The organism is Halomonas sp. hl-4 (assembly GCF_900215475.1).
In the GTDB taxonomy this organism is placed as follows: domain Bacteria; phylum Pseudomonadota; class Gammaproteobacteria; order Pseudomonadales; family Halomonadaceae; genus Vreelandella.
Window position 1 is genome coordinate 339,931 of the sequence record NZ_LT907845.1, and the last position, 25,460, is coordinate 365,390.

General features: G+C 54.0%; 28 protein-coding genes and 2 pseudogenes. 23 read left to right on the plus strand and 7 right to left on the minus strand.

All coding sequences use genetic code 11. The features are described 5' to 3' along the window. The first annotated feature begins 124 nt into the window (after positions 1–124). The 7 genes from CPH17_RS01735 to nqrM all read left to right on the plus strand — a co-directional run bounded on the left by CPH17_RS01735 (position 125) and on the right by nqrM (position 6,500). A complete protein-coding gene (locus CPH17_RS01735) occupies positions 125–1,474 on the plus strand; it encodes a Na(+)-translocating NADH-quinone reductase subunit A (RefSeq protein ID WP_074396149.1) in 1,350 nt (449 codons plus the stop codon). Beyond that, positions 1,474–2,700: an NADH:ubiquinone reductase (Na(+)-transporting) subunit B gene (locus tag CPH17_RS01740; RefSeq protein ID WP_074396150.1), complete on the plus strand. Its 1,227-nt coding sequence runs from the start codon at positions 1,474–1,476 to the stop codon at positions 2,698–2,700. The genes CPH17_RS01735 and CPH17_RS01740 overlap by 1 nt, the downstream gene beginning before the upstream one ends. Beyond that, positions 2,700–3,521, plus strand: coding sequence for a Na(+)-translocating NADH-quinone reductase subunit C (locus CPH17_RS01745; RefSeq protein ID WP_096298035.1), 822 nt, complete (start codon positions 2,700–2,702; stop codon positions 3,519–3,521). Before CPH17_RS01740 ends, CPH17_RS01745 begins: the two co-directional genes overlap by 1 nt. Positions 3,522–3,523: 2 nt before the next feature. Next, on the plus strand, positions 3,524–4,192 hold the full coding sequence (locus CPH17_RS01750; RefSeq protein WP_074396152.1) for an NADH:ubiquinone reductase (Na(+)-transporting) subunit D: 669 nt from the start codon (positions 3,524–3,526) through the stop codon (positions 4,190–4,192). A 1-nt stretch (position 4,193) separates the two neighbouring features. Beyond that, complete coding sequence (gene nqrE / locus CPH17_RS01755; RefSeq protein ID WP_074396153.1) at positions 4,194–4,811, plus strand: NADH:ubiquinone reductase (Na(+)-transporting) subunit E; 618 nt, start codon at positions 4,194–4,196, stop codon at positions 4,809–4,811. Between the two features lie 73 nt (positions 4,812–4,884). Then, the gene (gene nqrF, locus CPH17_RS01760; RefSeq protein ID WP_074396154.1) at positions 4,885–6,117 is read left to right on the plus strand and encodes an NADH:ubiquinone reductase (Na(+)-transporting) subunit F; all 1,233 of its coding nucleotides are present in this window, start codon (positions 4,885–4,887) and stop codon (positions 6,115–6,117) included. A gap of 128 nt (positions 6,118–6,245) precedes the next feature. Continuing rightward, on the plus strand, positions 6,246–6,500 hold the full coding sequence (nqrM, locus tag CPH17_RS01765) for a (Na+)-NQR maturation NqrM (RefSeq protein ID WP_074396155.1): 255 nt from the start codon (positions 6,246–6,248) through the stop codon (positions 6,498–6,500). Positions 6,501–6,561: 61 nt separating this feature from the next. On the opposite strand, the gene CPH17_RS01770 is transcribed toward nqrM, so the two are convergent. The 5 genes from CPH17_RS01770 to leuS all read right to left on the minus strand — a co-directional run bounded on the left by CPH17_RS01770 (position 6,562) and on the right by leuS (position 12,227). Then, positions 6,562–7,506, minus strand: coding sequence for a PA2778 family cysteine peptidase (locus tag CPH17_RS01770; RefSeq protein WP_096298037.1), 945 nt, complete (start codon positions 7,504–7,506; stop codon positions 6,562–6,564). Positions 7,507–7,509: 3 nt separating this feature from the next. After that, a complete protein-coding gene (locus CPH17_RS01775; protein WP_074396157.1) occupies positions 7,510–7,908 on the minus strand; it encodes a PA2779 family protein in 399 nt (132 codons plus the stop codon). Positions 7,909–8,086: 178 nt separating this feature from the next. Further along, a complete protein-coding gene (gene holA, locus CPH17_RS01780; RefSeq protein ID WP_096298039.1) occupies positions 8,087–9,154 on the minus strand; it encodes a DNA polymerase III subunit delta in 1,068 nt (355 codons plus the stop codon). Further along, positions 9,151–9,645, minus strand: a complete 495-nt coding sequence (locus tag CPH17_RS01785; RefSeq protein ID WP_096298042.1) for an LPS-assembly lipoprotein LptE — start codon at positions 9,643–9,645, stop codon at positions 9,151–9,153. The genes holA and CPH17_RS01785 overlap by 4 nt, the downstream gene beginning before the upstream one ends. Beyond that, positions 9,642–12,227 (minus strand): leucine--tRNA ligase, encoded by a 2,586-nt coding sequence (gene leuS / locus CPH17_RS01790; RefSeq protein WP_096298044.1) that lies wholly within the window; start codon positions 12,225–12,227, stop codon positions 9,642–9,644. The genes CPH17_RS01785 and leuS overlap by 4 nt, the downstream gene beginning before the upstream one ends. Before the next feature lie 161 nt (positions 12,228–12,388). On the opposite strand from leuS, the gene CPH17_RS01795 reads away from it, so the two are divergent. Beyond that, positions 12,389–12,910: a zinc ribbon-containing protein gene (locus CPH17_RS01795; RefSeq protein WP_074396161.1), complete on the plus strand. Its 522-nt coding sequence runs from the start codon at positions 12,389–12,391 to the stop codon at positions 12,908–12,910. Positions 12,911–12,929: 19 nt separating this feature from the next. On the opposite strand, the gene CPH17_RS01800 is transcribed toward CPH17_RS01795, so the two are convergent. Both CPH17_RS01800 and CPH17_RS01805 read right to left on the minus strand, forming a co-directional pair. Further along, on the minus strand, positions 12,930–14,243 hold the full coding sequence (locus tag CPH17_RS01800; RefSeq protein WP_074396162.1) for a hypothetical protein: 1,314 nt from the start codon (positions 14,241–14,243) through the stop codon (positions 12,930–12,932). Between the two features lie 802 nt (positions 14,244–15,045). Next, complete coding sequence (locus CPH17_RS01805; RefSeq protein WP_269449431.1) at positions 15,046–16,011, minus strand: integron integrase; 966 nt, start codon at positions 16,009–16,011, stop codon at positions 15,046–15,048. A 246-nt stretch (positions 16,012–16,257) separates the two neighbouring features. On the opposite strand from CPH17_RS01805, the gene CPH17_RS01810 reads away from it, so the two are divergent. From CPH17_RS01810 to CPH17_RS01880, 15 genes and pseudogenes are all read left to right on the plus strand, one after another. After that, a complete protein-coding gene (locus CPH17_RS01810) occupies positions 16,258–16,881 on the plus strand; it encodes a peptidase E (RefSeq protein WP_096298046.1) in 624 nt (207 codons plus the stop codon). An 83-nt stretch (positions 16,882–16,964) separates the two neighbouring features. Then, positions 16,965–17,225 (plus strand): hypothetical protein, encoded by a 261-nt coding sequence (locus tag CPH17_RS01815; RefSeq protein WP_096298048.1) that lies wholly within the window; start codon positions 16,965–16,967, stop codon positions 17,223–17,225. A gap of 146 nt (positions 17,226–17,371) precedes the next feature. After that, positions 17,372–17,626: a type II toxin-antitoxin system ParD family antitoxin gene (locus CPH17_RS01820; protein WP_096298050.1), complete on the plus strand. Its 255-nt coding sequence runs from the start codon at positions 17,372–17,374 to the stop codon at positions 17,624–17,626. Positions 17,627–17,744: 118 nt separating this feature from the next. Beyond that, positions 17,745–17,921, plus strand: coding sequence for a type II toxin-antitoxin system RelE/ParE family toxin (locus tag CPH17_RS01825; RefSeq protein WP_231898067.1), 177 nt, complete (start codon positions 17,745–17,747; stop codon positions 17,919–17,921). 169 nt (positions 17,922–18,090) lie between these two features. Then, complete coding sequence (locus CPH17_RS01830; protein WP_096298052.1) at positions 18,091–18,414, plus strand: hypothetical protein; 324 nt, start codon at positions 18,091–18,093, stop codon at positions 18,412–18,414. A 95-nt stretch (positions 18,415–18,509) separates the two neighbouring features. Beyond that, positions 18,510–18,848: a DUF7716 domain-containing protein gene (locus tag CPH17_RS01835; RefSeq protein WP_096298054.1), complete on the plus strand. Its 339-nt coding sequence runs from the start codon at positions 18,510–18,512 to the stop codon at positions 18,846–18,848. A 138-nt stretch (positions 18,849–18,986) separates the two neighbouring features. Next, a pseudogene (locus CPH17_RS01840) lies at positions 18,987–19,193 on the plus strand (transposase); the annotation flags it as partial. 77 nt (positions 19,194–19,270) lie between these two features. Beyond that, the gene (locus CPH17_RS01845) at positions 19,271–19,483 is read left to right on the plus strand and encodes a hypothetical protein (RefSeq protein ID WP_074394775.1); all 213 of its coding nucleotides are present in this window, start codon (positions 19,271–19,273) and stop codon (positions 19,481–19,483) included. Continuing rightward, a complete protein-coding gene (gene tnpB, locus CPH17_RS01850; RefSeq protein WP_074394776.1) occupies positions 19,480–19,836 on the plus strand; it encodes an IS66 family insertion sequence element accessory protein TnpB in 357 nt (118 codons plus the stop codon). The genes CPH17_RS01845 and tnpB overlap by 4 nt, the downstream gene beginning before the upstream one ends. 43 nt (positions 19,837–19,879) lie before the next feature. Further along, positions 19,880–21,478, plus strand: coding sequence for an IS66 family transposase (gene tnpC, locus CPH17_RS01855; RefSeq protein ID WP_074394777.1), 1,599 nt, complete (start codon positions 19,880–19,882; stop codon positions 21,476–21,478). Positions 21,479–21,511: 33 nt separating this feature from the next. Then, positions 21,512–22,894: pseudogene (locus CPH17_RS01860) on the plus strand (transposase); the annotation flags it as partial. Between the two features lie 205 nt (positions 22,895–23,099). Further along, positions 23,100–23,879, plus strand: a complete 780-nt coding sequence (locus CPH17_RS01865) for an alpha/beta fold hydrolase (protein ID WP_096298058.1) — start codon at positions 23,100–23,102, stop codon at positions 23,877–23,879. Between the two features lie 588 nt (positions 23,880–24,467). Then, the gene (locus CPH17_RS01870; protein ID WP_074396604.1) at positions 24,468–24,740 is read left to right on the plus strand and encodes a CopG family ribbon-helix-helix protein; all 273 of its coding nucleotides are present in this window, start codon (positions 24,468–24,470) and stop codon (positions 24,738–24,740) included. After that, positions 24,737–25,018, plus strand: a complete 282-nt coding sequence (locus CPH17_RS01875; protein WP_096298060.1) for a type II toxin-antitoxin system RelE/ParE family toxin — start codon at positions 24,737–24,739, stop codon at positions 25,016–25,018. The genes CPH17_RS01870 and CPH17_RS01875 overlap by 4 nt, the downstream gene beginning before the upstream one ends. Positions 25,019–25,116: 98 nt before the next feature. Then, a complete protein-coding gene (locus CPH17_RS01880; protein ID WP_096298062.1) occupies positions 25,117–25,365 on the plus strand; it encodes a hypothetical protein in 249 nt (82 codons plus the stop codon). Positions 25,366–25,460: the final 95 nt, after the last annotated feature.

Consider the following 25,460-nt stretch of genomic DNA (forward strand, 5'->3'; position numbering starts at 1 on the left):
TGGTTCAAGCACTGCTTGGGCCTGACTGGTAACAATCTGAACAGAAAACAACAATTCACTGAGCAGAAAATAAGCATTCGAACCCCTTACCTTCGTATATCCGATCCATCAACTGGGCGAGACTATGATCGAAGTCAAAAAAGGCCTGGATCTCCCCATCACGGGAGCGCCCGAGCAGCGTATTGAAGATGCGCGTCCTGTGCGCCACGTGGCAATCCTGGGTACTGACTACGTTGGCATGAAGCCGACAATGGAAGTTCAGGAAGGGGATAAGGTCAAACTGGGCCAGCTGCTCTTTACCGACAAAAAAACTGACGGCGTGCGTTTTACGGCACCCGCAGCCGGTGAAGTGCTCGCAATAAACCGTGGCGAAAAGCGTCGTTTACTATCTGTCGTAATCAAAGTTGACGAGCAGGAGGAGGGCGTTAGTTTTACATCGCACGAACGCGCCTCGTTAGGCCAGCTTGACCGTCAGGTCGTGGTCGATCAATTGGTAGAGTCTGGACTTTGGACGGCGTTGCGCACGCGTCCTTTTTCGCGGACGCCCGCGATTGATAGCATGCCAGCCGATATCTTTGTCACCGCAGTGGATACCCACCCGCTAAGCGCTGATCCTGCGCTGATTATCAATGAAAATACCCAGGCATTTGAAGACGGCCTCAAGGTGCTAACTCGCCTGACCGAGGGCAACGTTTTTCTGTGCACGGGCGCTAACGCCTCTATTCCTGGCAGCGATGTAGAGGGCGTTACAACCGAGAGCTTTGCGGGGCCGCATCCTGCCGGCTTGGTCGGTACGCATATTCACTACCTGTCGCCGGTCGCCTTGCACAAAAAGGTATGGCACATTGGCTATCAGGACGTCATCGCTTTTGGCAAGTTGTTTGCTGAGGGCAAGCTGGATATGAGCCGTGTGGTCGCGATCGGCGGTCCACGTGCCGAGAATCCACGCCTGGTACGCACCCGCGTAGGGGCTAGCACCGATGAACTCCTGGCGGGCGATGTAATCCAACCCGAGGACACCCGTGTTATTTCTGGATCGATCTTCTCAGGCTTTTCCGCTGAAGGGAAGTTGACGTACCTGGGTCGTTTTGACAATCAAATCAGCTTACTTGAAGAGGGCAATAAGCGCTCCTTCATGGGCTGGTTGTCGCCGGGCGCCAACCGCCATTCCGTGCTGGGTATTTATATTTCTAAACTTAAAGGCCTGAGCAACTACGCCCCTACCACGTCGACGAACGGGTCGGAGCGTGCCATGGTGCCAATCGGCGTTTATGAAACCGTGATGCCGCTGGACATCATGCCAACGCAATTGTTGCGTTCGCTGATCGTGGGCGACATTGAGGTTGCCATGCAGCTGGGGTGTTTGGAGCTGGATGAAGAGGACCTTGCACTGTGTACCTATGTTTGCCCTGGCAAATATGAGTACGGTCCCATTCTGCGTGACAATCTCACCATGATCGAGAAAGAGGCCTGATGATGGGTATTCGACAGACACTCGATAACATCGAGCCGCACTTCCATAAAGGTGGTAAATACGAAAAGTTTTACCCGCTTTATGAAGCCGTAGACACTATTTTCTACTCGCCACCGACGGTAGCCAAAACCACCGCTCACGTGCGCGATGGTATCGACCTTAAGCGCATCATGATCACCGTCTGGATGTGTACCTTCCCGGCGATGTTCTTCGGTATGTGGAACGCTGGCTGGCAAGCCAATACAGCCATCGACGCTGGCTATTCCTCTATGGATGGCTGGCGCGAAGCGATAATGATGACGGTCGCGTCCGGGCATGATCCCAGCAGTCTGTGGGCCAACTTTGTATTGGGTGCGACCTACTTCCTGCCCATCTATCTGGTCACTTTTGTGGTCGGGGGCTTTTGGGAAGTGCTGTTCGCCATCAAGCGCGGTCACGAGGTTAACGAAGGCTTCTTCGTAACATCCGTGTTGTTTGCCTTGGTATTACCCGCAACTATCCCGCTTTGGCAGGTGGCGCTGGGCATTACCTTCGGTGTCGTGATCGGTAAGGAGATATTTGGTGGTACGGGTAAAAACTTCCTTAACCCGGCACTTACCGGGCGGGCCTTTTTATACTTTGCTTATCCGGCGCAAATCTCCGGCGACGCTATTTGGGTAGCGGCTGACGGCTACACGGGTGCCACGGCACTGTCGCTGGCTTTCCAGGAAGGCATGAGCTCACTAACCGACACTTACAGCTGGTGGGACGCCTTCCTTGGCTTTATCCCCGGTTCCGTAGGTGAAGTGTCGACGCTGGCGATCTTCATTGGGGCCGCTGTTCTGCTGTGGACGCGTATCGCCTCGTGGCGAATCATGCTGGGTGTTTTCCTTGGTATGGTGGTGACGAGCACACTGTTCAATCTGATGGGCTCGGAAACCAATCCGATGTTTGCCATGCCGTGGTACTGGCATCTGGTCATCGGTGGCTTTGCATTTGGCATGGTATTTATGGCAACCGATCCGGTATCCGCCTCAATGACCAACCAAGGGCGTTTGCTGTTTGGCGCGCTGATCGGTGTCATGACGGTGCTGATCCGCGTGGTCAACCCGGCCTTCCCGGAAGGGATCATGCTGGCGATTCTCTTCGCTAACCTGTTTGCGCCGCTGATCGACCATTTCTTTGTCCAGGCCAATATCAAACGCCGCCTCAAGCGCACAGGCGTACCGGCCGAGGAGGCAGCCTAATGGCAAAAAGTAATAACTCGATAAAGAACGTATTAATTGTCGCGTTCGCGCTGTGTATCGTGTGTTCCGTGATTGTGTCTACCGCTGCCGTGGCGCTGCGCCCGGCGCAGCAGCTCAATCAGGAGCTTGATCGCAAAACCAATATTCTGAACGTTGCCAAGCTCTACGAGCCGGGCATGGACGTAGAAGAGGTGTTCAGCGAGGAAATCACCGCTCGGGTTGTGAACATGGAGAGCGGTGAGTATACCGACGAGTTTGACGCGGATTCCTTCGATCAGATCGAAGCCTCGCGTGACCCGGCCACCGGCCGTACGCTGTCGGGCGACCAGGACATCGCAGGCCTATCACGGGTGGAAGATTACGCCACCGTGTATCTGGTTGGCGACCCTGATGACCCCGAACAGATCGTGCTGCCCATGCGCGGCCAAGGGCTTTGGGGCCTGATGAGCGGCTTTTTGGCCGTGGAAGGTGACGGTAATACGATTGTCAGTATCACCTACTACGAGCACAGCGAAACGCCGGGTCTGGGTGCTGAAGTCAACAACCCGCGTTGGCAGTCGCAGTGGGAAGGCAAGGAAATCTACGACGAAGAGGGCGACCTCATGCCGGAGATTCACTTGACCAAAGGCGGTGCCAGTGATGAGCATGAAGTCGACGCGCTGTCCGGTGCTACCTTGACCAGTAATGGCGTCACTAACATGCTGCAATTCTGGTTCAGTGAAGAAGGGTTCGGAACGTATTTAACCAAGTTCCGCAGCGTAACCGATACGGATGACGCTGAAGACGCCGACACCGACTTCCAAGATTCGGAGGGAGCTTAATCATGGCGGATGCAAATGCGAAAAGCGTTCTGGTAAGCCCGATTTTTCAGAACAACCCAATCGCCCTGCAGATTCTTGGAATTTGCTCGGCGCTGGCGGTCACCACCAGCATGAGCGTTTCGCTCGTTATGGCGCTGGCGGTAATTTTTGTGACCTCACTTTCCAGCTTCTTCGTGTCGCTGATTCGAAATCGAATTCCTTCATCGATCCGTATTATCGTGCAAATGACGATTATCGCCTCGCTGGTAATCGTGGTGGACCAGATTCTCAAGGCGTACGCCTTTGAGATGTCCAAGCAACTGTCGGTATTCGTGGGCCTGATCATTACCAACTGTATCGTCATGGGGCGCGCGGAAGGCTTTGCCATGTCCAATACGCCTGGCATGTCATTTCTTGATGGCATTGGTAACGGGCTGGGCTATGGCTTTGTGCTGATGGTCGTGGGCTTTTTCCGCGAACTGTTGGGTGCGGGCAGCGTGTTTGGCTTTACCATCTTGCCAACCATTCAGGATGGCGGCTGGTACGTACCCAATGGCTTGCTGCTGCTACCGCCTTCGGCGTTCTTTATCATCGGTCTGATGATCTGGGTGTTGCGCTCGGTTAGCCCAGAGCAGGTTGAAGAGAACGAGTTCAAGATGAAGGAAAATACTCAGCCGAAGGAGGCCGTGTAACATGGAACACTATCTAAGCCTTTTTGTTGCTTCGGTCTTCGTTGAGAACATGGCGCTGGCCTTCTTCTTGGGCATGTGTACCTTTTTGGCCGTTTCCAAGAAGGTCTCTTCAGCCATTGGCCTGGGTATTGCGGTTATCGTGGTGCTTACCGTCACGGTGCCGGTTAACAACCTGGTGTTTACCTATCTGCTGCAAGAAGGTGCCTTAACCTGGACGGGCATTAACGGCGCGGAAAACATCGACCTGTCGTTTTTGGGCCTGTTGAGCTATATCGGCGTAATTGCCGCCCTCGTTCAGATCATGGAAATGTTTTTGGACAAGTATGTGCCGTCGCTGTACAACGCTTTGGGGGTTTTCCTGCCGCTGATTACTGTGAACTGTGCCATTTTAGGCGGCGTACTGTTCATGGTTGAGCGTAACTACAACTTTGGCGAGTCGGTGGTATACGGTTTTGGCGCAGGCACCGGCTGGGCGCTGGCCATTGCGGCGCTGGCGGGCATTCGTGAAAAGCTCAAGTACAGCGATGTACCGGCCGGTTTGCAGGGCCTGGGGATCACCTTTATTACCGTAGGGCTGATGTCGCTGGGCTTTATGTCCTTCTCAGGCATTCAGCTTTAATCGGAGCCGGTTTTTCCCGGCGGTGCGTTGGCACGGCCGGGTTACAGAAAACCCTCAGCAATAGGAAACCGATATGGTTGATACAACTATCATCTTGCTCGGTGTTGTCATGTTTACGGTCATCGTTCTTAGCTTAACGGCGATCATTCTGGCAGCGCGCAGCAAGCTTGTGAGTAGTGGGGATGTGACCATAGAGGTCAATGAAGACCCCGAGCATACCTTGAAGACCCAGGCCGGCGGCAAACTACTGAACACCCTGGCGGCCAACGGTATCTTCCTTTCATCGGCATGTGGCGGCGGCGGTTCCTGCGCCCAGTGTAAATGTCGGGTGGAAGAGGGCGGTGGCTCGATCCTGCCCACAGAAGAATCGCACTTCACCATGCGCGAAAAGAAAGAAGGTTGGCGCCTTTCATGCCAGGTACCTGTCAAGCAGGACATGAAGATTGAAGTGCCTGAAGAAGTGTTTGGCGTCAAGAAGTGGGAATGCGAGGTCATCGACAATCCCAACGTCGCCACCTTCATTAAAGAGTTGAACCTCAAGCTGCCAGAAGGCGAAGAAGTGGCCTTCCGCGCCGGTGGTTATGTGCAACTCGTGGCACCGCCGTACGATATTAAATTCTCCGATTTTGATATCGAAGAAGAGTACCGTGCCGACTGGGAAAAGTTTGGCCTGTTCGACATTTCCCACAAGAACAATGAGGAAATCATTCGCGCTTATTCAATGGCGAATTACCCGGACGAGAAGGGTATCCTCAAATTCAACATTCGTATTGCAACACCGCCTCCGGGCACAAGCCATCCGCCTGGGTTGATGTCCACTTATGTCTTCAATCTGAAGGCGGGTGACAAAGTGACCGTGATGGGGCCGTTTGGTGAGTTCTTCGCTAAAGACTCAGACGCCGAAATGATCTTTATCGGTGGCGGGGCCGGCATGGCACCAATGCGTAGTCATATTTTCGACCAGCTGAAGCGGCTGAAGTCGGACCGTAAAATCTCGTTCTGGTACGGTGCGCGCTCATGGCGTGAAACCTTCTACAATGAAGAATACGATCAGTTAGCTGAAGAATTCCCGAACTTCGAGTGGCACCTGGCATTGTCCGACCCGCTGCCCGAAGATAACTGGGAAGGGCCAACTGGCTTCATTCACAATGTACTCTACGAAAACTATCTTAAGGATCACCCCGCGCCTGAGGATTGTGAGTACTATATGTGTGGGCCGCCCATGATGAATGCCTCGGTCATTAAGCTACTGCTTGATCTGGGGGTTGAGCCGGAAAATATCCTGTTGGATGATTTCGGCGGATAACGACCCACTTCCGGGACGTTTCGGGGCTAGCCAATGGCTGGCCTCGTTTATTTTCACGTCACGGATTTAAGGCACTAACTAGGCTGGTTACTGTCTATGGGGTAGCCCCATCGTAAGAGGAGGTAATTATGGCCACTTGGCTACTTGTTTTCGGGTTTATGGCACTGGTCATGACCGTCATGGCCGTTGGCGTCATCATGGGTCGTAAACCCATTGCTGGCTCTTGTGGCGGCTTGAATCAAATCGGTATGAAAGACGGCTGCGATATTTGCGGCGGTAAAGACGAGGTTTGCGAAGAAGAAAACCGCAAGCGTGGCAGTGCACGTCGCCGTAGCGATGAAAGTCGTGGCGCTGACCTAGGCTACAACGCTTCTCGTCGCTAATCCGCGACTTCCAGACTGTTCGTTTTTTCAAAACGCCGTGGCTTAGCCACGGCGTTTTCAGTTAATCTTCCAGTTGATTTTCCAACACCTCCTGAGCACGCGCCTGCCAGCTACCTTCGATGGAGGCCGCTTTATCAAGTGCCTCTCTGGCCGCTTCCGGCTGCTCGTTCTGCAACTGCAACAGCCCGATATTCAGCCACGCCGCGCCCATTTGCGGGTCTCGCTCAGTGGCCACTTGAAAGGCATTGAGCGCCTTTTCCGGCTGTTGATCGGCGTAATACGCATTACCCAGTGCAAATTGGGCAACCGCATTGTCGGGATAACGCTCGACCATCGCCTGCCAGCTGCTTAACGCTGCCTCGGGACCATGTGCTTCTTCGTAAGCACTGATCGCATTAACCGCGTTACGGGCGGTGATGCCCTCGGGAAGGGTGCCCGGTTTGGCCACCACAAAGCCCCAGCGGTCGGTTCGTGCCCAGGTCGCATCAAAGCGGCTGAAAGACATCGTGTGTCGCTCGATTTCACCGCTGTGCAGCGTCAGGGTTTCGTCATCCAAATCGTAGCCAATTGCCACCGCGTAATGCCACATGGGATACACCGGGAGCGACAGGTTCTGCATGACGACGACCGGATCACCGGCGGCTAAGTGCGCTAGCAGATCGTCGAAGCTGCCGCGAATAGGAAAGGCAAGCCGCTCGTGGCGTCGCACGGTGGCCAGCATTTCCGGCTGCACGCTGCCTTCGCGGTCAGGAATAAACACCTGGGGGATCAGCGTCTCAATGTCCGTATCGACCCCCTGGTGGTTCAGTACCATGGCCAGGGCCGCAGGGCCGCACTGGTATTCGGTTTGAGCGTAAAAGGGAACGTCGCTCAGTTCGCTTTGGCGGGGCAGGCGCTGTTCTGTGCTATCGCGTAGCTGAGGGGCGCTAGCGCAAGCCGTCAGTAACAACACTAGGACGAAAACGCCCGCTAAGCGGGCGTTGTGAAGTTGATGTACAGAGATCATGGATTAGCGCGTAAACGGATAAACGTCGGTCAGGCCGAGAATATCGGTCACCAGCAGAATCACGAATACCGCAAACAGGGCACCGATCACCCCTGCGCCCGCGGGCAGTTCTTCGAGCTGGTTGGCCATTTCTTGCGCTTCGGCATCGCTTAACGCTGCCACTCGAGCGTCTACTTCATCCAGGTCAACGCCTTGCTCGACCAGTGCATCCTGAATGTCGGCGCGGTTGAGTAGCTGATGGATGCGTTCGCGGTCAGCCTGACCGCTATCGTTGGCGAGTACCGATTGCGTACTGACAAGGTCCGTTGAGGGTGATGCAGCCGGGGCGGCGGCGGCGGGTAGGCTGGTAATGACCAGTGCGGTAATCAGCAGCGTCGAGAGGTAGGCACGTAATTTCTTCATCGTCTTGATCCTTAGACATATTTATAGGGATGAGCCAAGCACATAGGGCTTGAATAAAGAGTATAGGAATAATTGAGTATTTTTTTAAGCTAGGTATACCGTTGGGTACCGAGAATTCACGGTTATTGCTTATTCCTAACCTGGGGGTGATGGGAACGCTGTCGTTGACTTGTCGCGCTTAAAAGCTGGGCGCAACGCGATAGGTCCAGGCGGCTTCGGCAAGCAGGCCCCGAGCTCCGGCCATGGTCATCGCCAGGTCGTGTAACCCTGGCCATAAAGGAACCGGTGATGCGCCTTTCACGGCGAGATCCAAGCGCTGAGCCATCAGCAGCAGTTTATGTAAACGCTTCATAGGCAGACGCTGAATGGCCTTTTGATAACCTGGACGGCGTTTATCAAAGATCATCGGTTTTTGTGCTTTGCAGGCGTGTTCAAAGCTCTGACCTTGGTCCAGGTGTTGATGAAGCGACAGCAACGTTCGCAGCTCCCGGGTTAACGCCCAGAGGACAATAGGCGCTTCCACGCCCTCGCCACGTAGCCCGGTAATAATCCGTGAAACGCGGCTGGGTTCACCTTTCAAACAGGCGTCGGCCAGGGTGAAGACATCAAAGCGGGTGCTGTCTTCCACGCCCTGGGCGATGCTTTCTGCGTTTAGCCGTGCGCCCTGGGGGTGAATGAGGGCCAGCTTCTGCATCGCCTGGTCGGCGGCCAGCAGGTTGCCTTCGGTACGCTCACCCAGTAGGCGGGCGGCGTCCAGGTCAATCTGCAAGCCGTGCAGCGAGGCACGGTCGCGTAGAAAATAGCCCAGCCGCGAGACATCAACCGGCCATACCGGGACAAACAGACCATGTTTATCGAGCGCCTTGAACCAGGCGCTTTTTTGCTGCTTGGCATCGAGCTTGCCCATGCTGATCAGCAGCAGGTCGTCGTTATGGTCCAGATGTTGGGCGTACTCAGTGAGCGCTTTGCTGCCTTCCTGCCCCAGCTTGTGGTTGCCCAGGCGAAGTTCGAGCAGTTTGTTGGTGGCGAACAGCGAGAGGTTGCTGGCGACTTCAAGCAGCCGCCCCCAGGCAAAGTTAGGCTCAACGTCCAATACCTCGCGCTCTTCAATGTCCGCCTTGCGGGCGGCGGCTCTCACCGCATCGCAGGCGTCGCGGTGCTGCAAGGGCTCTTCGCCCGCCACGATCACGACCTTGGGCAGCGATTTGGTCAGTGCCGCGGGGAGTTGATCGGCGAAGACTTTCACGAGGCGTTATTCAGTGCGCTGAGACGTTCGATAATACGCTCTGCCAACTCGCTGTTGAGGGACTGCTCAGCGTCACTGAACAGCGTCTCGCGGTTGAGCAGGTCATCGTCGTTGACGCGTATGCGCGTGCTTACCGACAGCGTCTCGTCGTTGAGCAGGTAGGCATTGTCATCCAGTCGTTGAACCGACACCGTGCTGCTTAGCGTCAGCTCATGGTCGCGGGTGCCACGGCCTTCGCCGCCCAGGCGCCGTTCGTCCAGGTTGGGCGACCCCAGCGTGACGCGCCATTGGGCATTATCACCGCCGGTGTTGCCCTGGCGTTCCAGCCGCGTCACCAGCTCGCGGGCCATGTCGCTTTGGGTGTCACCCTCTAGGGTCAACGGCGGCAGGTTCGGCATCGAGCCGGTGCCGCGTAGACGAAAACCGCAGGCACTCAGGAGCAGGGCCGCCGAGGCGGCCATGCTGGTGGCTAAGAAAGTCCGTCGATTCATCCGCTCACCACTATGTTAACCAGCTTGCCCGGCACGACGATGACTTTACGCACCGTTTTGTCTTCCAGGTGACGCTGGACGTTCTCATTTTCCATCGCTAATTGCTCGATGGCTGCTTTTTCAGCGCTGGCTGGAGCTTCCAGACGGGCGCGCAATTTACCGTTGACTTGAACCACTAGCTCAATGGTGTCGCGGGTCAGTGCTGCTTCATCGACCGCGGGCCACGGCGTTTCAATCGCCGGAGTCGAATGGCCGAGCTGCTGCCACAGGCGATGACACACGTGTGGGGTAATCGGTGCCAGCAGCAACACACAGGCTTCAAGAGCTTCGCGGCTTACCGCCAGCCCCTGAGCGGAGTCGTCATCAAAGCGGGCCAGGGCGTTGGAAAGCTCCATTACCGCGGCAATCGCTGTGTTGAAGGTCGTCCGGCGGCCGATATCGTCACTGGCCTTCTTGATCGTTTCATGGGTTTTGCGGCGCAGGGCTTTTTGCTCGTCATTGAGCGCGGCAACGTCCAGAGCGCCGGGAGTTCCGGCTTCCAGATGCTCGTGGACTTGGCGCCACAGGCGCTTGAGGAAGCGGTGGGCGCCTTCCACGCCGGAATCCGACCATTCCAACGACTGCTCCGGCGGCGCGGCGAACATCATGAACAGGCGCACGGTATCGGCGCCGAACTTGTCGATCATCGACTGCGGGTCAACGCCGTTGTTCTTCGACTTGGACATCTTCTCGATGCCGCCCATCTCCACCGGCTGGCCGTCGCTCATCAATATAGCGCTAAGCGGGCGACCTTTTTCGTCTCGCTTTACTTCTACATCGGCGGGGTTAAACCATTGTTTGCCGCCATTTGCGGTGCTGCGATAGAAAGTTTCCGCAATCACCATGCCCTGGGTCAGCAGCTGCTGGAACGGCTCGTCGGAATCGACCAGGCCGAAGTCGCGCATCAGCTTGTGGAAGAAACGCGCGTAGAGCAGGTGCAGGATGGCGTGCTCGATACCGCCGATATACAGATCCACCGGCAGCCAGTAGTTGGCGCGCTCGTCGAGCATCGCCTCATGGTTGTCGGCGCAGCAGAAGCGCGCGAAGTACCAGGAAGACTCCATGAAGGTGTCGAAGGTGTCGGTTTCGCGGGTCCAGCCGTCGCCCAGATCGGAAAATGCCGGCATCTTCTTGAGCGGCGAGCCCGAAGCGTCGACGGTGACTTCCATGGGCAGTTCAACCGGCAGTTCGTCGTCGGTGAGCGGCACCGTCTGGCCTTCGGGGCCGTATTTGACCGGAATCGGTGCGCCCCAGTAGCGCTGGCGTGCCACGCCCCAGTCGCGCAGGCGGTAGTTGGTTTTCACCTCGCCGCGCCCCAGTTCGGCAAGCTTGGCGGCAATGGCGTCAAACCCGGCGGCAAAGTCCAGGCCATCAAACTCACCAGAGTTAATCAGCGTGCCGTGTTCGGCGTAAGCGCCCTGGGACAGATCCGGCGTGTTGCCGTTTTCATCCGCGATGACCGGCTTGATCTCGATGCCGTACTTGGTGGCAAACTCCCAGTCGCGCTGGTCGTGGGCGGGTACCGCCATTACCGCGCCGGTGCCGAACTCCATGAGCACGAAGTTGGCCACAAATACCGGCACTTCATCGCCGGTGAGCGGATGAATTGCGCGGTGTCCCGTCGGCAGGCCTTTTTTCTCCTTGGTCGCCATTTCGGCTTCCGAGGTGCCGCCCCGGGCGCATTCTTCGCGGAAGGCTTGCAGCTCAGCGTTGCCTTCGGCGGCCTGTTTGGCGAGCGGGTGGTCCGCCGCGACGGCCATGTAGGTCACGCCGAACAGCGTATCCGGGCGCGTGGTGTAGACCGAAAGCGGCTCGCCGCTAGAGCCGTCGGGGACCTTGATGTCGAAAGACAACTCGACGCCCTGGGACTTGCCGATCCAGTTGCGCTGCATGGTCTTGACCTGCTCGGGCCACTCGACGTTGTCGAGGTCCGAAAGCAGCTCATCGGCGTAGTCGGTGATCTTCAGGAACCACAGCGGTATTTCCTTGCGCTCGACCAGCGCGCCGCTGCGCCAGCCACGGCCGTCAATCACCTGCTCGTTGGCCAATACGGTCTGGTCGACCGGGTCCCAGTTGACCGTCGACATCTTCTTGTACACCAGGCCTTTATCCACCAGCTTGGTGAAGAACCACTGCTCCCAGCGGTAGTAGCTGGTATCGCAGGTGGCGAACTCACGGTTCCAGTCGTAGGCAAAGCCTAATGCCTTCAACTGGTTGCGCATATAATCGATGTTCTGGTACGTCCACTTGGCGGGCGGCACCTGATTTTGAATCGCGGCGTTTTCCGCTGGCATACCGAACGCGTCCCAGCCCATGGGCTGCATGACATTTTTGCCCTGCATACGCTGAAAGCGAGACACTACGTCGCCGATAGTGTAGTTACGCACGTGGCCCATGTGCAGCTTGCCGCTGGGGTAGGGGAACATCGACAGGCAGTAAAACTTTTCGCGGTTGGCGTCCTCTACTGCTTTAAAGCACTGATGTTGATCCCAGTATTGCTGGGCGTCGCGTTCAATTTCACGAGGGCTGTATTGTGCGTCCATCGGTTTATTTAATGCCTTGGCGTATCGCCCAATTTGGGCGCAAAGTGAATGGTAGATGACGACTGTCGGATTAGTGGCGTCGATTGTATCCTATGCAGGTGTATCCTTGAACGGCTAGCCGATGATAGGCCACACCCCGCGTCGACAAAAGGAGAGGTACCATGAGTGAACAACGCAACGACCATCGCCTGCGCGAAGGCTACGAACGTTTGCTGGAGCGGATGCAGGACGGCGCTGACGAGCTGACCTGGGATAACTTGCAAAAGGATTTGGACGACGCCGTCGAGTTTGAAGCGGAGCTGGAAGAGTACACCAAGGACGAACTGGCGTTGCTGCGTGCCTGGGTAGAGCGCGACCTGAAAGACATGCGCCACTACATGTCCGATACCGGCAAGCAGGTAGCCCACTGGCTGGGCATCGATCTAGAGCACCTTTCCCGCCGTGTGGTGGAGTCGCTGCTGTCGATTGCCGACCGTAGCATTGTCGATCGCGAGCGCTTTGCCGACGACCTGGAAGCGGCACGCGCCGACTACTGCGAAGGCGAAATGGCCGCTCCCGGCCTGATGGCCTGCGTGCACTGCGATGCGCAGGTGATGCTGGAAAGCGTCGCTCGGCTGGAACCCTGCCACCAGTGCGGCCACCGCTACTTCTACCGCTTCCCCAGCAAGATCGTCGAGACCTGATGCCTTCACGGCCAACATGCTAGCCGACAATCAAACTGACGCCTGCGATCGCCCCAAGCGAGAGCAGGCTCAGCACGCCAGCGTACAGCAGATTATGGGTCATCATCCGGTAGCCGCTCACCCCGTAGCGGCCCTGGAGTGACAGATTGATGCCCGACAGTGGCCCCACGCTGGTCCCCACTGCCCACGAGCTTAACGCCACAAAGGCAAACAGCGTTTGCTCGCCGCCCTCCAGGTTGAGTATCGAGGCCAATACCGACACGCCGATAATTGGGTGCAGCCCGACCAGTGCACTCAGCGAAATGGCGGCGAAGCTGATCATCGCCTGAGGCGTGCCAAAATCGGTAAACAGCGTCCAATCGTCACCCGCCGCGGCCGACACCAGCGTGGAAAGCCCCAGCGTCAATAACCCCGCCGCCAGGAACAGCGACACCTCGCCACGCATAGCGGGTAAACGGGTGAGGGTATGCTGACGAACTCGCCGCAGGGTATAGCGTGGCCCCTCGCGCAGGTTGCTAAGCACGGCAACGGCCGGCAGCAGAAAGGTAATAATGCTGACAATGGTCAGTGATGGCGTCAGCCAGAAGTGAAACAGCATCACCAGCGTCGCCATGCCCACCGGCATCAGCAGGCTACGCGGTGCCAGCGAATAGCCATCGACCTCGCGTAAGTCAAACCGGCGACGCAGCTCCAGCGTGGTGAACAGCCCCGAGAGCATCGCCAAGGGAAAGCCTACCAGAGCAATTTGGACGTACTGGACGTCTGGCACCAGCGAGATCACCAGACCCATCGAGGCAAAAAACGGCGACCACAGTGCGGCGCTGGAAAGCCCACGGTTAAGCGCCAACAACTGCGGCATCGTCAGCGGCCCACGCCTTGCCAGCTTATCGCCAACCATCAGCACGGTGGAAAGATTCAAAATCGTGCCCAGAAAATGCACGCCCAGCCAGGTGCGCAGCACGCCACCCGCACCGGTCACCCGACTCCCCGAGGCACCTTTGCTGCCTTGCTTGCCAATCAGCGTAATAAAACTGACGCCCACCAGCATGGCCACCACAAACACATTGCCCTGAAGCATGGCAGGCCAAGCAACGTCAGCGCCGTAAACAAACCGCGCCACCAACAGCATGCCCGCGCCCAGCGCAATCAACACCCCCGCCTGAATGCGCGAACGGCTAGGGATATCCCGCCAAAGCAAAAAAACCGCCGCCCACAGCACATAGCTAACCGCCTGAGTGGTAGCCACCCATCCGGTAAAGCCTGCAATTTGCACCATCAAGCCAAGTAAAATCAGCACGCCCGCCAAGCGCTGCCGAGAAGTCGTCTCTTGCATCTCAATCCTTTACTGGTTGAGTTAGCAGGCTAATCGGGTTTGCAATGGAAGGCCAGCCCCGAACCGATCTGCAAGGCCTCAACACTTGATACATGCGTAAGTTCGGTAAAAGCCCCCTCGAAATGCACAGAAATCCACCGCGCCACGCAACCCCCTAAAAGCACCACACCAATGTAGGAGCTCGACTTGTCGGGCGATTGATAAGGCCACAACACCTAACGCATGCATGGGTCCGAGAAAGGCACTAATCGAAATGCCCAGAAATTCAAAGTGTCACGCAACCCCCTACAAGCACCAAACCAATGTAGGAGCCAGACTTGTCGGGCGATGATAAAGCCGCAACACCTAACGCATGCTTGGATTCGAGAAAGGCACTAATCGAAATGCCCATAAATTCATAATGTTACGTAACTAACTATAAGCACCAGATCAATGTAGGAGCCAGACTTGTCGGGCGATTGATAAAGCCAAAACATCTAACGCATGCATGGATTCAAGAAAGGCACCCACCGAAACGCTCAGAAACCCACCGCGGCCCGCACCCCCTACAAGCACCACACCAATGCAGGAGCAACACTAGCCAAGCGATGAAAAGGCCAAAACCCCGCCATGAACTCGCGGTGGTAAATGTCATATAAAAATTAGCTTACGCTTTGCAATCCCGAAGAAAGCTGAGTAACGTCAACGATATAACGTCTGTGTAATCCAAAATAGACGAGAAAAATTGATGAGACGGTCGCAGGCGGAGCGTTTTAACGCATCCCAGACGTACCGGGGCGGTAGCGTGCCTTGCTTTAGCTCATTAGCCTAAAGGGCTGCGCACACCGGCAAATTCCTTTCCTATCACATGCGTATAAATTTGCGTTGTCTCGATGCTCTTGTGGCCTAGCAATTCTTGTACCGTGCGAATATCCGTGCCTTGGCTCAGTAATTGGGTGGCGAAACTGTGGCGTAAGGTATGGCAAGAGCCAGGACGAGGCAATGATGCAGACTTCATCGCTTTCTTCACTGCCTTTTGCACAGCGGATGAGTGAATATGGTGAAGAACGACGTTACCGGCATCATCACAGCATGGCCGGCTGGCAGGAAACAGCCATTGCCAACCTAGGGAAATGCCCGCGTTTGGGTACTTACGATTCAGAGCATGAGGTAAAGTGACTGGTACGCGACCACGTGCTAGCCGATAAGCAAGTTGCTGTTTAGCCGACTCAATTTGCGCCTCTAACGCTGGAAGACAGACAGCGGGTAGTAAAGTGGTTCGGTCTTTATCACCTTTCCCTGCCCTGACGGTGATGATATGGCGTTCGGTATCAATATCTCTTACGCGCAAACGGCATGTTTCGATGAGTCTCAGTCCCGAGCCATACATCAGGGTTGCCATCAAATGCATAGGTTCAGACAATTGATTTAATACGCGCATAACCTCTTCGTGTGAAAGCACGACAGGTAATCGACGCGGGCGTTTAGCTCGTGAAAAGGCGCCAATATCACCCAATGGCATATCAAGGATATGGCGATACAGAAATACCAAGGCATTTAGCGCCTGGTTTTGTGTAGCCGCAGCCACATATCGCTCTACGGCAAGGTGCTCCAGAAAAGCCTGCACTTCAGAAGGGCCCATACTGGCAGGGTGCCGCACCCCATGATAGCGAATAAAGTAACGTATCCAGTAACAGTATGTTTTTTCAGTACGCGGGCTATAGCGCTTTACCCGCATAGCAGCTTTCACACGATCCATTAGTTTCGGAGGCCTGTTTTGCATATCCATTTGGTGTCTATCTCCTGGTGGTGGATATGCATACAGTATTATTGAGCTTGGCAAAACGCGCAAGCGTGTGAATTCAGCAAATGCAGCCTAATTAATATTAATTTAATTTGAAATCATGTGGTTATGCACGAACAGGTAGGCTACATTTACTAAGTAAACATGCTGGCGCGTTCATCCAATCATAGAACGCGCCGTCTAATACCTGTTAAGTTCCTTAGAGAAGTGCTCAGACAAGAAGGAGGTGTAATGAAAAAGATGTTTTTAGCTTCATCTTTCGTAGATGTGGCTGATTTATTCGTGAAATTCACCGAGGAAGAATGTGCAGGCAAAACCGTTACATTCATACCTACCGCTAGCCTTGTCGAAGAGGTAAAGTTTTATGTGGGCGCTGGTAAAGAGGCTCTTGAAAAACACGGGCTAATTGTTGATGAGCTTGAAATTTCAACGGCAACAAAAGAAAAAATAGAAAGCACAATTCAGAAAAACGATTACATCTATATTACTGGCGGCAACACTTTCTTTTTACTTCAAGAGCTGAAAAGGACGGGTGCGGATAAAATCATAGCGGAACAAATAAATTCCGGAAAACTGTATATTGGTGAGTCTGCCGGCTCTATTGTTGTATCACGCAATATTGAGTATGTAAAAGATATGGATGATTTCACTGCCGCTCCGAACATTGGTACGTTTTCATCATTAGATGTGATTGATTTTTATCCGGTTCCTCATCATACAAATTTTCCATTCAAAGAGTCAGTTGAGAGCATCATTTCTAGCTATGAAGGGAAAATAGATCTTTGCCCAATCAGCAACACACAAGCAATTGTCGTAAATGGTAGTAAATTTGAGATCTGGGGCGTCGAAACTTAACAAGTTACTGCACCGGAAAAATAACTCGCTGGCGCTCGTCATTTTCCGGTGAGTAAAGCGTTATGTCAGTAATAGAGGAATCGATGGACGACCTAGCTGAAGGTTTTATCAAAGGTGTAGGCCGAGTGATTGCATATATCCTCGGTCAAATCCTGTTTGAGTTCGTGTTTTACTATGTGGGCTGGCCGTTCGTAAAAATTCTCACTTTCGGCAAGTATCCAAAGGGTCAGTCCCGCAACGGATGGTACACTGAAAGCCGTGAGGGTACCTGGACGAGCTGTTTAGGTTTGTTGGTGCTGGCTATCAGTTTGATGCTGTTTCTAACTTATGGCGGCAGCACATAACCAGTGAATCAAGCCGACCAATTTTCCGCGGCCGCTACAAATTAGTAGCTTATTAAAGACGTTGGGCGACAAGAAGTGGAGCGTTGATTCGGCCCAAGGGGGCGGTATGATATTGTCATACTTCTTCTGTGTTAGGAGCGTTAGCTATGAGCATGCACCGGAAAACCATCACGCTGACTGAACAGCAAAACGACTGGGTAAAAGGTCAGATTGAAAGCGGTCACTTTGGTAATGACAGTGAGTATATCCGCGATCTCGTCCGAAGAGACCAGCAGGCCAAAGAACGTCTTGCCACGTTGAGGCAAGCGCTCGCTGAGGGTGAGTCAAGTGGGAAACCTATGCCGCTCGATATAGCGGCTATTAAAGCGACGGGACGCAAGCGAATGAAGACGGCCAATTAGTGCTTAGGCTGAGTGTCACGCCAAAGGCGGAATCAGACCTCATCGGAGTTTGGATATATACCTGCGAAGAACGGGGGGTGATCAGGCGGATAAATACTTGGATCAGTTGGACGAAGGAATGAAACAGTTGATCAACCATCCATCACTTGGCACAGATTACACCCATGTTTTTCCTGGGTATCGCAGATTGCAGGTCGAGCACCACGCAGTTTTTTATCAAGTGCTTGAACCGGAGGTGATCGTTGTTCGTGTGCTGCACGAGGACATGGATGCACCTGAAAGGCTTCTGGAGTAAGGGCAGCTATGTTTTGGTCCCAGATTCAAGATTTCCATCCGATTCCATGCCATTGTCGCCCAACAAGTAGCTGCACTCGGAAAAATTACTCGCTGGCGCTCCCAATTTTCCGGTGAGCTAGGCGTTATGTTCAACAAGGCCATCGTAGGTGAGATTGATTGGAAGCAAGATGGAGGAGGACTTTCGTGAGGAGCTGGTGTATTCAAATGCAGCTCTTCAGAATCCTGATTCCCGTCTACACCAAGTACTAGAAAGCCATGGCTACAGCACTTCTCGTGCTTATGTGCTTCATTGGACTCCGGAACAACTTGAAGACATCTATGTTGTCCTGATTGATGCGTCTGTATTGGTAAGCGTTGAAATCGAGAAATTCGAGGGAGCTCGCTTGCCAGAAGTCGACGAATTGGAATTAGAGGCTTACGTCCGGGGGTTAAGCAGAATGAATCAGGTGCGTCTTGCGGTTGCGCAGGATCTAGCATCGGGAAAAACATAACTAGGTCAGGCACGGCGACGCCTTTTTCGTTGCGGCTTCGCCTCCACTACAAAGGCGCACGTGCTGACCGGCGTTATACGTAATTGAGGGAGAATATGGATCTAGAGTCAAAGCGTTTGGATTGGTGGATCAATAACCTGAAAACCATGCCCCGCGACATTTGGCTCTGGGTATGGCAGGAGGCCAACAGTCTTCAGCCTGATACACGCTGTTTTGCAGTAGATGACGGGATCGATCTAAGTCCAGAGGAGCAAGACCAGAGGGAAGTCGATCTCGAGAACAGTGACCTCATGTGCTTTTTCCATAAAGATCAACTCGAAGATATCGAGCAAAACCTAAAGGCCCAGAAGAAGGACTATGACCAGCGCGACCTCTATGCGGCCATAAATTACTACTGGAAGAATGATGCGTTCATCAACCTGGGCAGCGTATAACCAGCGGCTTTACAGCGACCGATTTTCCGCCGCTCTGCGGCTCCAAACCGGCGCGTGAGCCGAGCGTTGAGGCTGTAGAAAAACCCGCGGACGCCTAAGTTTTGGTAGGATCGAGGAAACAGACGAGGAGTGGTCAGCATGCCGCGCTTCAAGGCTTATAACTACGATCAGAACGCCATGGTGGTGATCAACTACCAGGATCAGCTCCAGCCAGGTACCTTTGAACACGCCGTGCACTACCTGATCGAGTACAAGCTCGACTTATCCGTTTTCCATCCCAAGTACCGCAACGATGCGACCGGTCGGCTGGCCTACGATCCGGCCATCCTGCTTAAGATTATCGTAAGCGATCCAATAAACCCATCTACCTAATCTCGTGAGGGCTGATCACACTGGTGATCTCTTTGGTTTTGGAGATCGTCATGACCTGTGAACTCAACCCCACTCAGGCCTTTTGGTTGGGCCATCTCTATCATGCCTCAGCGCTGAATATGCCGTTAAGTGATTACGCCGACTCACAAGCGTTACCCCTCACCGACCTGCTGACATGGGAGAAGCGGTTAAGCGTGCAAGGCTTGCCGGTGCCACCACGCTGCCGTCCCGCGCGGTTTTTGTCGGTGGAGGTGGTGACATGATCCGCCCTGGTACCGACCTGACGGTTTATTTATGCCGCGAACCCGTGGATATGCGCAAGCAAATCGATGGGTTGGCCTTGCTGGTCCAGGAGGCCATGGACTTGAACCCGTTCGATCAGGCGCTGTTTGTGTTCGGCAACCGCCAACGCGATAAGGTGAAGCTGCTATTCTGGGAACGTAACGGCTTTGTGGTGTGGTACAAGCGCCTGGAGCGCGAGCGATTTAAATGGCCAACGCATCTGGAAGGCGACACGGTGACGCTGACCGGTCAGGAACTGAACTGGCTGCTGGATGGCGTTAACCTTAAGGCCATGCAACCTCATAAAGCGTTGTATTTTCAGCAGGTTGGTTAGTTTTTTCTCCTGTCTCAGCGGTGTTTTTGGTATACTCGGTAGTATGCAAAACGCCGATTCTTCCTCGCCAACGATCTCCCAGCTTGAGCGCAAGCTGGCCGCTGCTGACGCTGAAAATGCGCGGCTATTGGCGTTGATGGAGAAAAAAGAAGCCCAGTGGGAAGCCACCAAACAATCGCTGTTTGAACAGTTCCGGCTGGCCCTGGAGCGTCAGTTCGGTCCTTCCACCGAGAAGTATCAGGTGGATCAAAAGGACCTGCTGATCAACGAAGCCGAAGTGGCGGTTGACGAGGAAGACGGCGACACCGACGCAGCGGACAACGAGGCGGTTAATGACACCGTGGCCGAGCCCACGGCGCCGGCGAAGAAACGCCGCTCTCGGGGTGGCCGGGTAGCGTTGCCGCCCGAGCTTCCACGGGTTGAGGTGGTGCATGATCTCCCTGAAGAGGCACGTCACTGTCAGGATGATGGCACCGCGCTCACGGTCATCGGCGAAGAAGTGAGCGAGGAACTGCACGTCGTGCCCGCCTGGGTGGAGGTGATCCGTCATGTGCGACGTAAGTATGCGTGCCGAACCTGCGAAGACGGCGTCAAGACTGCCCCGGCGCCCGCTAAGTTACTGCCGAAAAGCAATGCCAGCGCCACGCTGCTGGCCTATGTCGCCACCGCCAAGTACCAAGACGCCTTGCCGCTGTATCGGCAAAGCCAGATTTTTGCCCGCCATGGGGCGGAGATCCCCCGCAATACGCTGGCCCGGTGGATGGTGCAGGCCGGTGAACGCATCGCCCCGCTGATCGAGACGCTACGCCGACACCTGCTCCGTTCCCTGCTGATCCATATGGATGAAACGACGCTCCAGGTGAACCAAGAAGCGGATCGCAAAGCCAGTGCCACCTCTTACATGTGGGTGCAGCGCGGGGGGCCGCCAGGCCAACAGGTGGTCTTGTTCGATTATGACGCCAGCCGTGCCGGGCGAGTGCCTGTGCGCCTGTTGGGTGACTATGCAGGTCGCTTGGTCACCGATGGCTACGAAGGCTACGCCGAGGTGGTGCGTCGCAATGGGATCACCCAGGCGGGCTGTTGGGCACATGCACGGCGCAAGTTCGTCGAGGCGCAAAAAGTGCAGCCCAAAGGCAAAACCGGCAAAGCGGACTGGGCGCTGAACCAGATCCGTAAGCTGTACGGCGTGGAAAAACAGGCCAAAGCACTTGAGCCCGAAGCACGCCACAGGCTGCGTGAGCAGAAGAGCCAACCCTTAATCGCTCAACTGCGCACCTGGCTCGACAAGTCACTGGCGCAGGTGCTGCCTAAAAGTGCGCTGGGAAAAGCCCTGCACTACCTGGATCATCAGTGGCCGCGCCTGACCCGGTTCCTCGATGATGGCCTGATCCCGCTGGACAACAACCCGGCCGAAAATGCCATCCGCCCGTTCGTCGTCGGCCGCAAAAACTGGCTGTTCAGCCATACGCAGAGCGGCGCTCACGCCAGTGCGGCGATCTACAGCCTGATCGAAACCGCGAAAGCCAATGGCCTCTCGCCCTACGACTACTTACAACACGTCTTCAAGACACTGCCCACCCTCAACGATGATGAACTGACGACGCTGCTGCCCTGGCAGTGGAAAGAGACCTTACCGGTCTAAGCGAAGCTTGCATAGATGGGGTTTATGGCGCGCTTACAGATTATCCTGTTTGCTTACTCAAAAGGCATCACCTCCAGTCGCGAGATGCAGTGGAGCTGCGAGACCAATATTATTTTCAAAGCCCTTTCTTGCGATACCGTTCCCCACTTCACCACACTGGCCAGCTTCGTTAGCCGCCATGTCGATGAGATTGAAGTGCTGTTCGAACAAGTGCTGCTGGTGTGCCACGAACAAGGCTTGCTAGGTAACGAACTCTTTGCGATTGATGGCTGCAAGATGTCCTCCGATGCCTCAAAAGAGTGGTCTGGCACGTTCAAAGAATTGGACGAGAAACGTGAGAAACTGAGAGGCCTGATTCGGCATCACCTACTGGAGCACTACGCGCGTGATGAGGCCGAGACGGAAGCCGATCTGGATCGGGATATCCGACGGGCCAAGACGATTCTCTCGCTAGATACCGCCATGAACAAAGTGGATCGTTTCCTAAAGACGCACAGCCCAAGGATGGGCCGGGGGAAGCGAATCAAGGAAGTGAAGAGCAATCTGACCGATAACGAAAGTGCCAAAATGACGACCAGCAAGGGCACGATCCAGGGCTATAACGGTGTCGCCACGGTGGATAAAAAACACCAGATCGTCATTGACGCTCAGGCCTTTGGTGAAGGCCAGGAACACCACACTTTGCAGCCCGTACTGGAAACGGTCGAAGCCCGTTTTCAGAAGCTGGAGATTGCGGAAAATATCTACCAGCAAGGCACCGTCGTCACCGCGGATACCGGCTTCGCCAATGAAGCGAATATGAAGTACCTGCACGAACGACAGATCAATGGCTACATCCCCGATAACCAGTTCCGCAGCCGAGATCCGAAGTTCGCCGACCAGAAAGACAAATACGGCAAGCGCCATCAGAACCTGCCGGACAAAGGCTGGCGAGAGACGACGCCCGCCAGCGCGTTCCAATTTGATCCTGTAAAGCTAACGTGTATCTGTCCAGCTGGCGAAAAGCTGACCTATCGAGGGCAGCGGGAAGCCGACAATGGCAAGATCCGGGTGCACTTCGAAGGCCGTTTACTGCAATGTCGGCATTGCCCAAAGAAATACCGGTGCATGCAGAACCCAAGCTCGGCCGACCATCGCAACGGCGCTGGGCGACAAGTGTCTTTTATTATCGGGAACAATAACTTACCCAATTATACCGGCTGGATGAAGCACCGAGTCGATAGCCCCAAGGGCAAAGAAATTTACAGTCATCGAATGTCAGTCGTAGAGCCGGTGTTCGGCAATATTGGCACGACAAAAAGACTGAACCGCTTCAGCCTTCGGGGTAAGAAAAAGGTGCAAGGTCAGTGGCAGCTATACTGCTTGGTGCACAATATTGAGAAGCTAGCGAATTATGGCCATTTGGACGCGTCATGAAGGGCTTGGAGTGGGGTATGTTGCTTTGTGAGCGCAAAACACTGTCTTCAACTGGCTTAAGCTGGGCGCTCAAGTGGCTAAATGCCGACATTAAGATTACTCAGCCAGATGACCGGCTGGGTAAATAAATAAGGATAACAGGCGGTGGAGATGGCTCGAAATCAGGTTTTTCTACAGCCTCGTTAGCCCTTAATAGGAATATCACGTGAAATATTTTCAAAAAGGTAGTGGTGAATATTTAGTCTTAGTTCATGGAGCATTAACGGATGGTTCTATGTGGCTACCTCATATAGATTCATTGGCTCAGTATTTTGATGTCGTTTCAGTAACTTTAAGCCATTTTGATAATGATGACGGCTTAAGTTTTGGTCTAAATTCACATGCTCAAGAACTACGTGAGCTCGTGAAAAAGTTAGTTTCAGATAAGCCAGTGAATGTTGTTGGTTGGTCTTATGGCGCAGATGTTGTGTTGAACATGATAGCAACGTCTCAGTTAGCATTATCTAATGTATTTTTGTATGAGCTAGGATATCCCGGCTGTGTTCAAGAAGATGAAATGAAAATTTGGGTTACTGATGCAGAGTCAATGTTTGAGCCTGTTTTTAATCATGTACATCAGGGGAATTTGAGTTTAGCTGTTGAATCATTGATTGACGGTTCTGGGAATTGTCAGGGTTACTTCGAAAAGCAACCAACTGAGGTGAAGAGCTTACAATTACAAAAAGCTTATACATTACCTTTGCAACTGAATCAACAAGAACATCCATCGATTGACGTCCAAAGTCTATCAAATATCGATCTGTCTTTGATATTTGGGTATGGCGAGAAAACTCGAGCCTTATTTAGGCTAGCAACACTGAGTGATGCGCGAGCTTCAAAACGCTCAAAATTGGTAGTTATTGAAAATGAATTCCACATGTTACCCCAAGAAAATCCAGAAAAGTTTTCCAATTTACTAATTGATTTACTGGGAAAGAAGGGTTAACAAACGCTTCAAGAGGGACAGCCAACGCGCTGCATTTTTACTATGCGTTGGTTTTTGTGATTACGGTGTCATGCGGAGACTTGGTAGTAGCGTTGGCTGCCCCTTAAGCGGGCGTTAAATGTAGCAAAGAGGTTAATCGGTGCTTCTAGGGAAAGCTGAAGAAAATAGCCCATACCTTTGCCACAATTGTAACGGGGCAACTCGATGGGTATTACCGCTTGATCTCAGAAATGCCGTTGTTGCTTTGTCCCACCTGTCTTATTTCATTGGCTGCATTCTATTTATGATTTTCTACGCCAAGAGTGGAGCCAGCGATTTAATCACTATGGTCGTTTGGGCTCTGGGGTTGTGGTTCATTCGAAAGCTCTATAAGACCAGATTGGTGTGCGTCCATTGTGGCATCGCCGCCAGGTGAACACATTTAACCAGTCATTCCCGTTCGTTACGGCCCTGGCGGGTCTCCACCGGACAGCCTTTTCTCCGCTTCGCTGCGCAAAGGCCGCCGTTGAATATTGGCGTTAAATTTTTGCAGCACTCTCATCGACTATGGTGTAATACATTGTAGTCAACTAATTCGAGGGTACGGCCATGAGTGTCACTACAGTTCGCCTTCAGGCAGAAGTTGAACAGCACCTGGAGGCAATCGCCAGCAGGCTCCACCGGAGCAAAGGCTGGGTGATTAACCAAGCGCTTTCGGAATACATCGAAAAACAACAGCTTGAGCAAGAGCGTTGGAAGCAAACGCTAGAGGCAATGGAGTCAGCCGCCCAAGGGAAAGTGGTTGATGCCAGCGAGGTCCATCGTTGGCTCAATAGCTGGGGAACCGAAAACGAGCAGGATGCACCGAGGTCAGGTAAGTGAAACTGGTTTACACGGATGACGCCATTGAAGATTTGAAGCGCCTCAGGGAGTTCATCGCAGTCCATAATCCTGCAGCGGCAGCCAGGATAGCCGCAGAGCTGGTAGGCAAAATCGAATTGTTACCAGACTTCCCCAAAATGGGGATACCGGTTGAAATGGCACCGGTACCTGATTCGATCCGCGACATGGTTTTTGGGAAGTACGTTGTCCGTTATTCAGTACATGTCAGTGCCATCATCATTCTTCGGGTATGGCACGAGCTGGAGGGTGAACGGTAACAATTTAACCAGCCGTTGTTGCCGGACAATTTGTCCACAGCTGCACGGCTCCAAAATTGCCGTAAAGCTTCGCGTTATAAGTCATTGAGAGTTTGTACATGGGGTTGATTGAAGCGATTATAGTTGGCCTTCAGTTCAAGCGGCTAGAAAGGCCGTTGGTGTTCATTACTATGCTTTTCGCGTTAGTGTGCTTCGTCGCCATCGGCATTGTAATTGTTCTTGCGGGCATTGAGCTTCTCTCATCAGAAAAGGGTTTTCTTCCCGCCTTGGGAGCAGTTCTATTGTCGTTCCTATTTTTCGGGTTATCCGCCGTGTGCGGCCATTTCGTCAAAAAGAGCGTACAGTAAATGCCTTAGCGATGAGAGTCTGCTCGGTAATTTCGAATTGGACGGGCCGATGAAGAGGGCAAAGTCTCCAGGTTATGGCAACCCCGTGGGTTGTA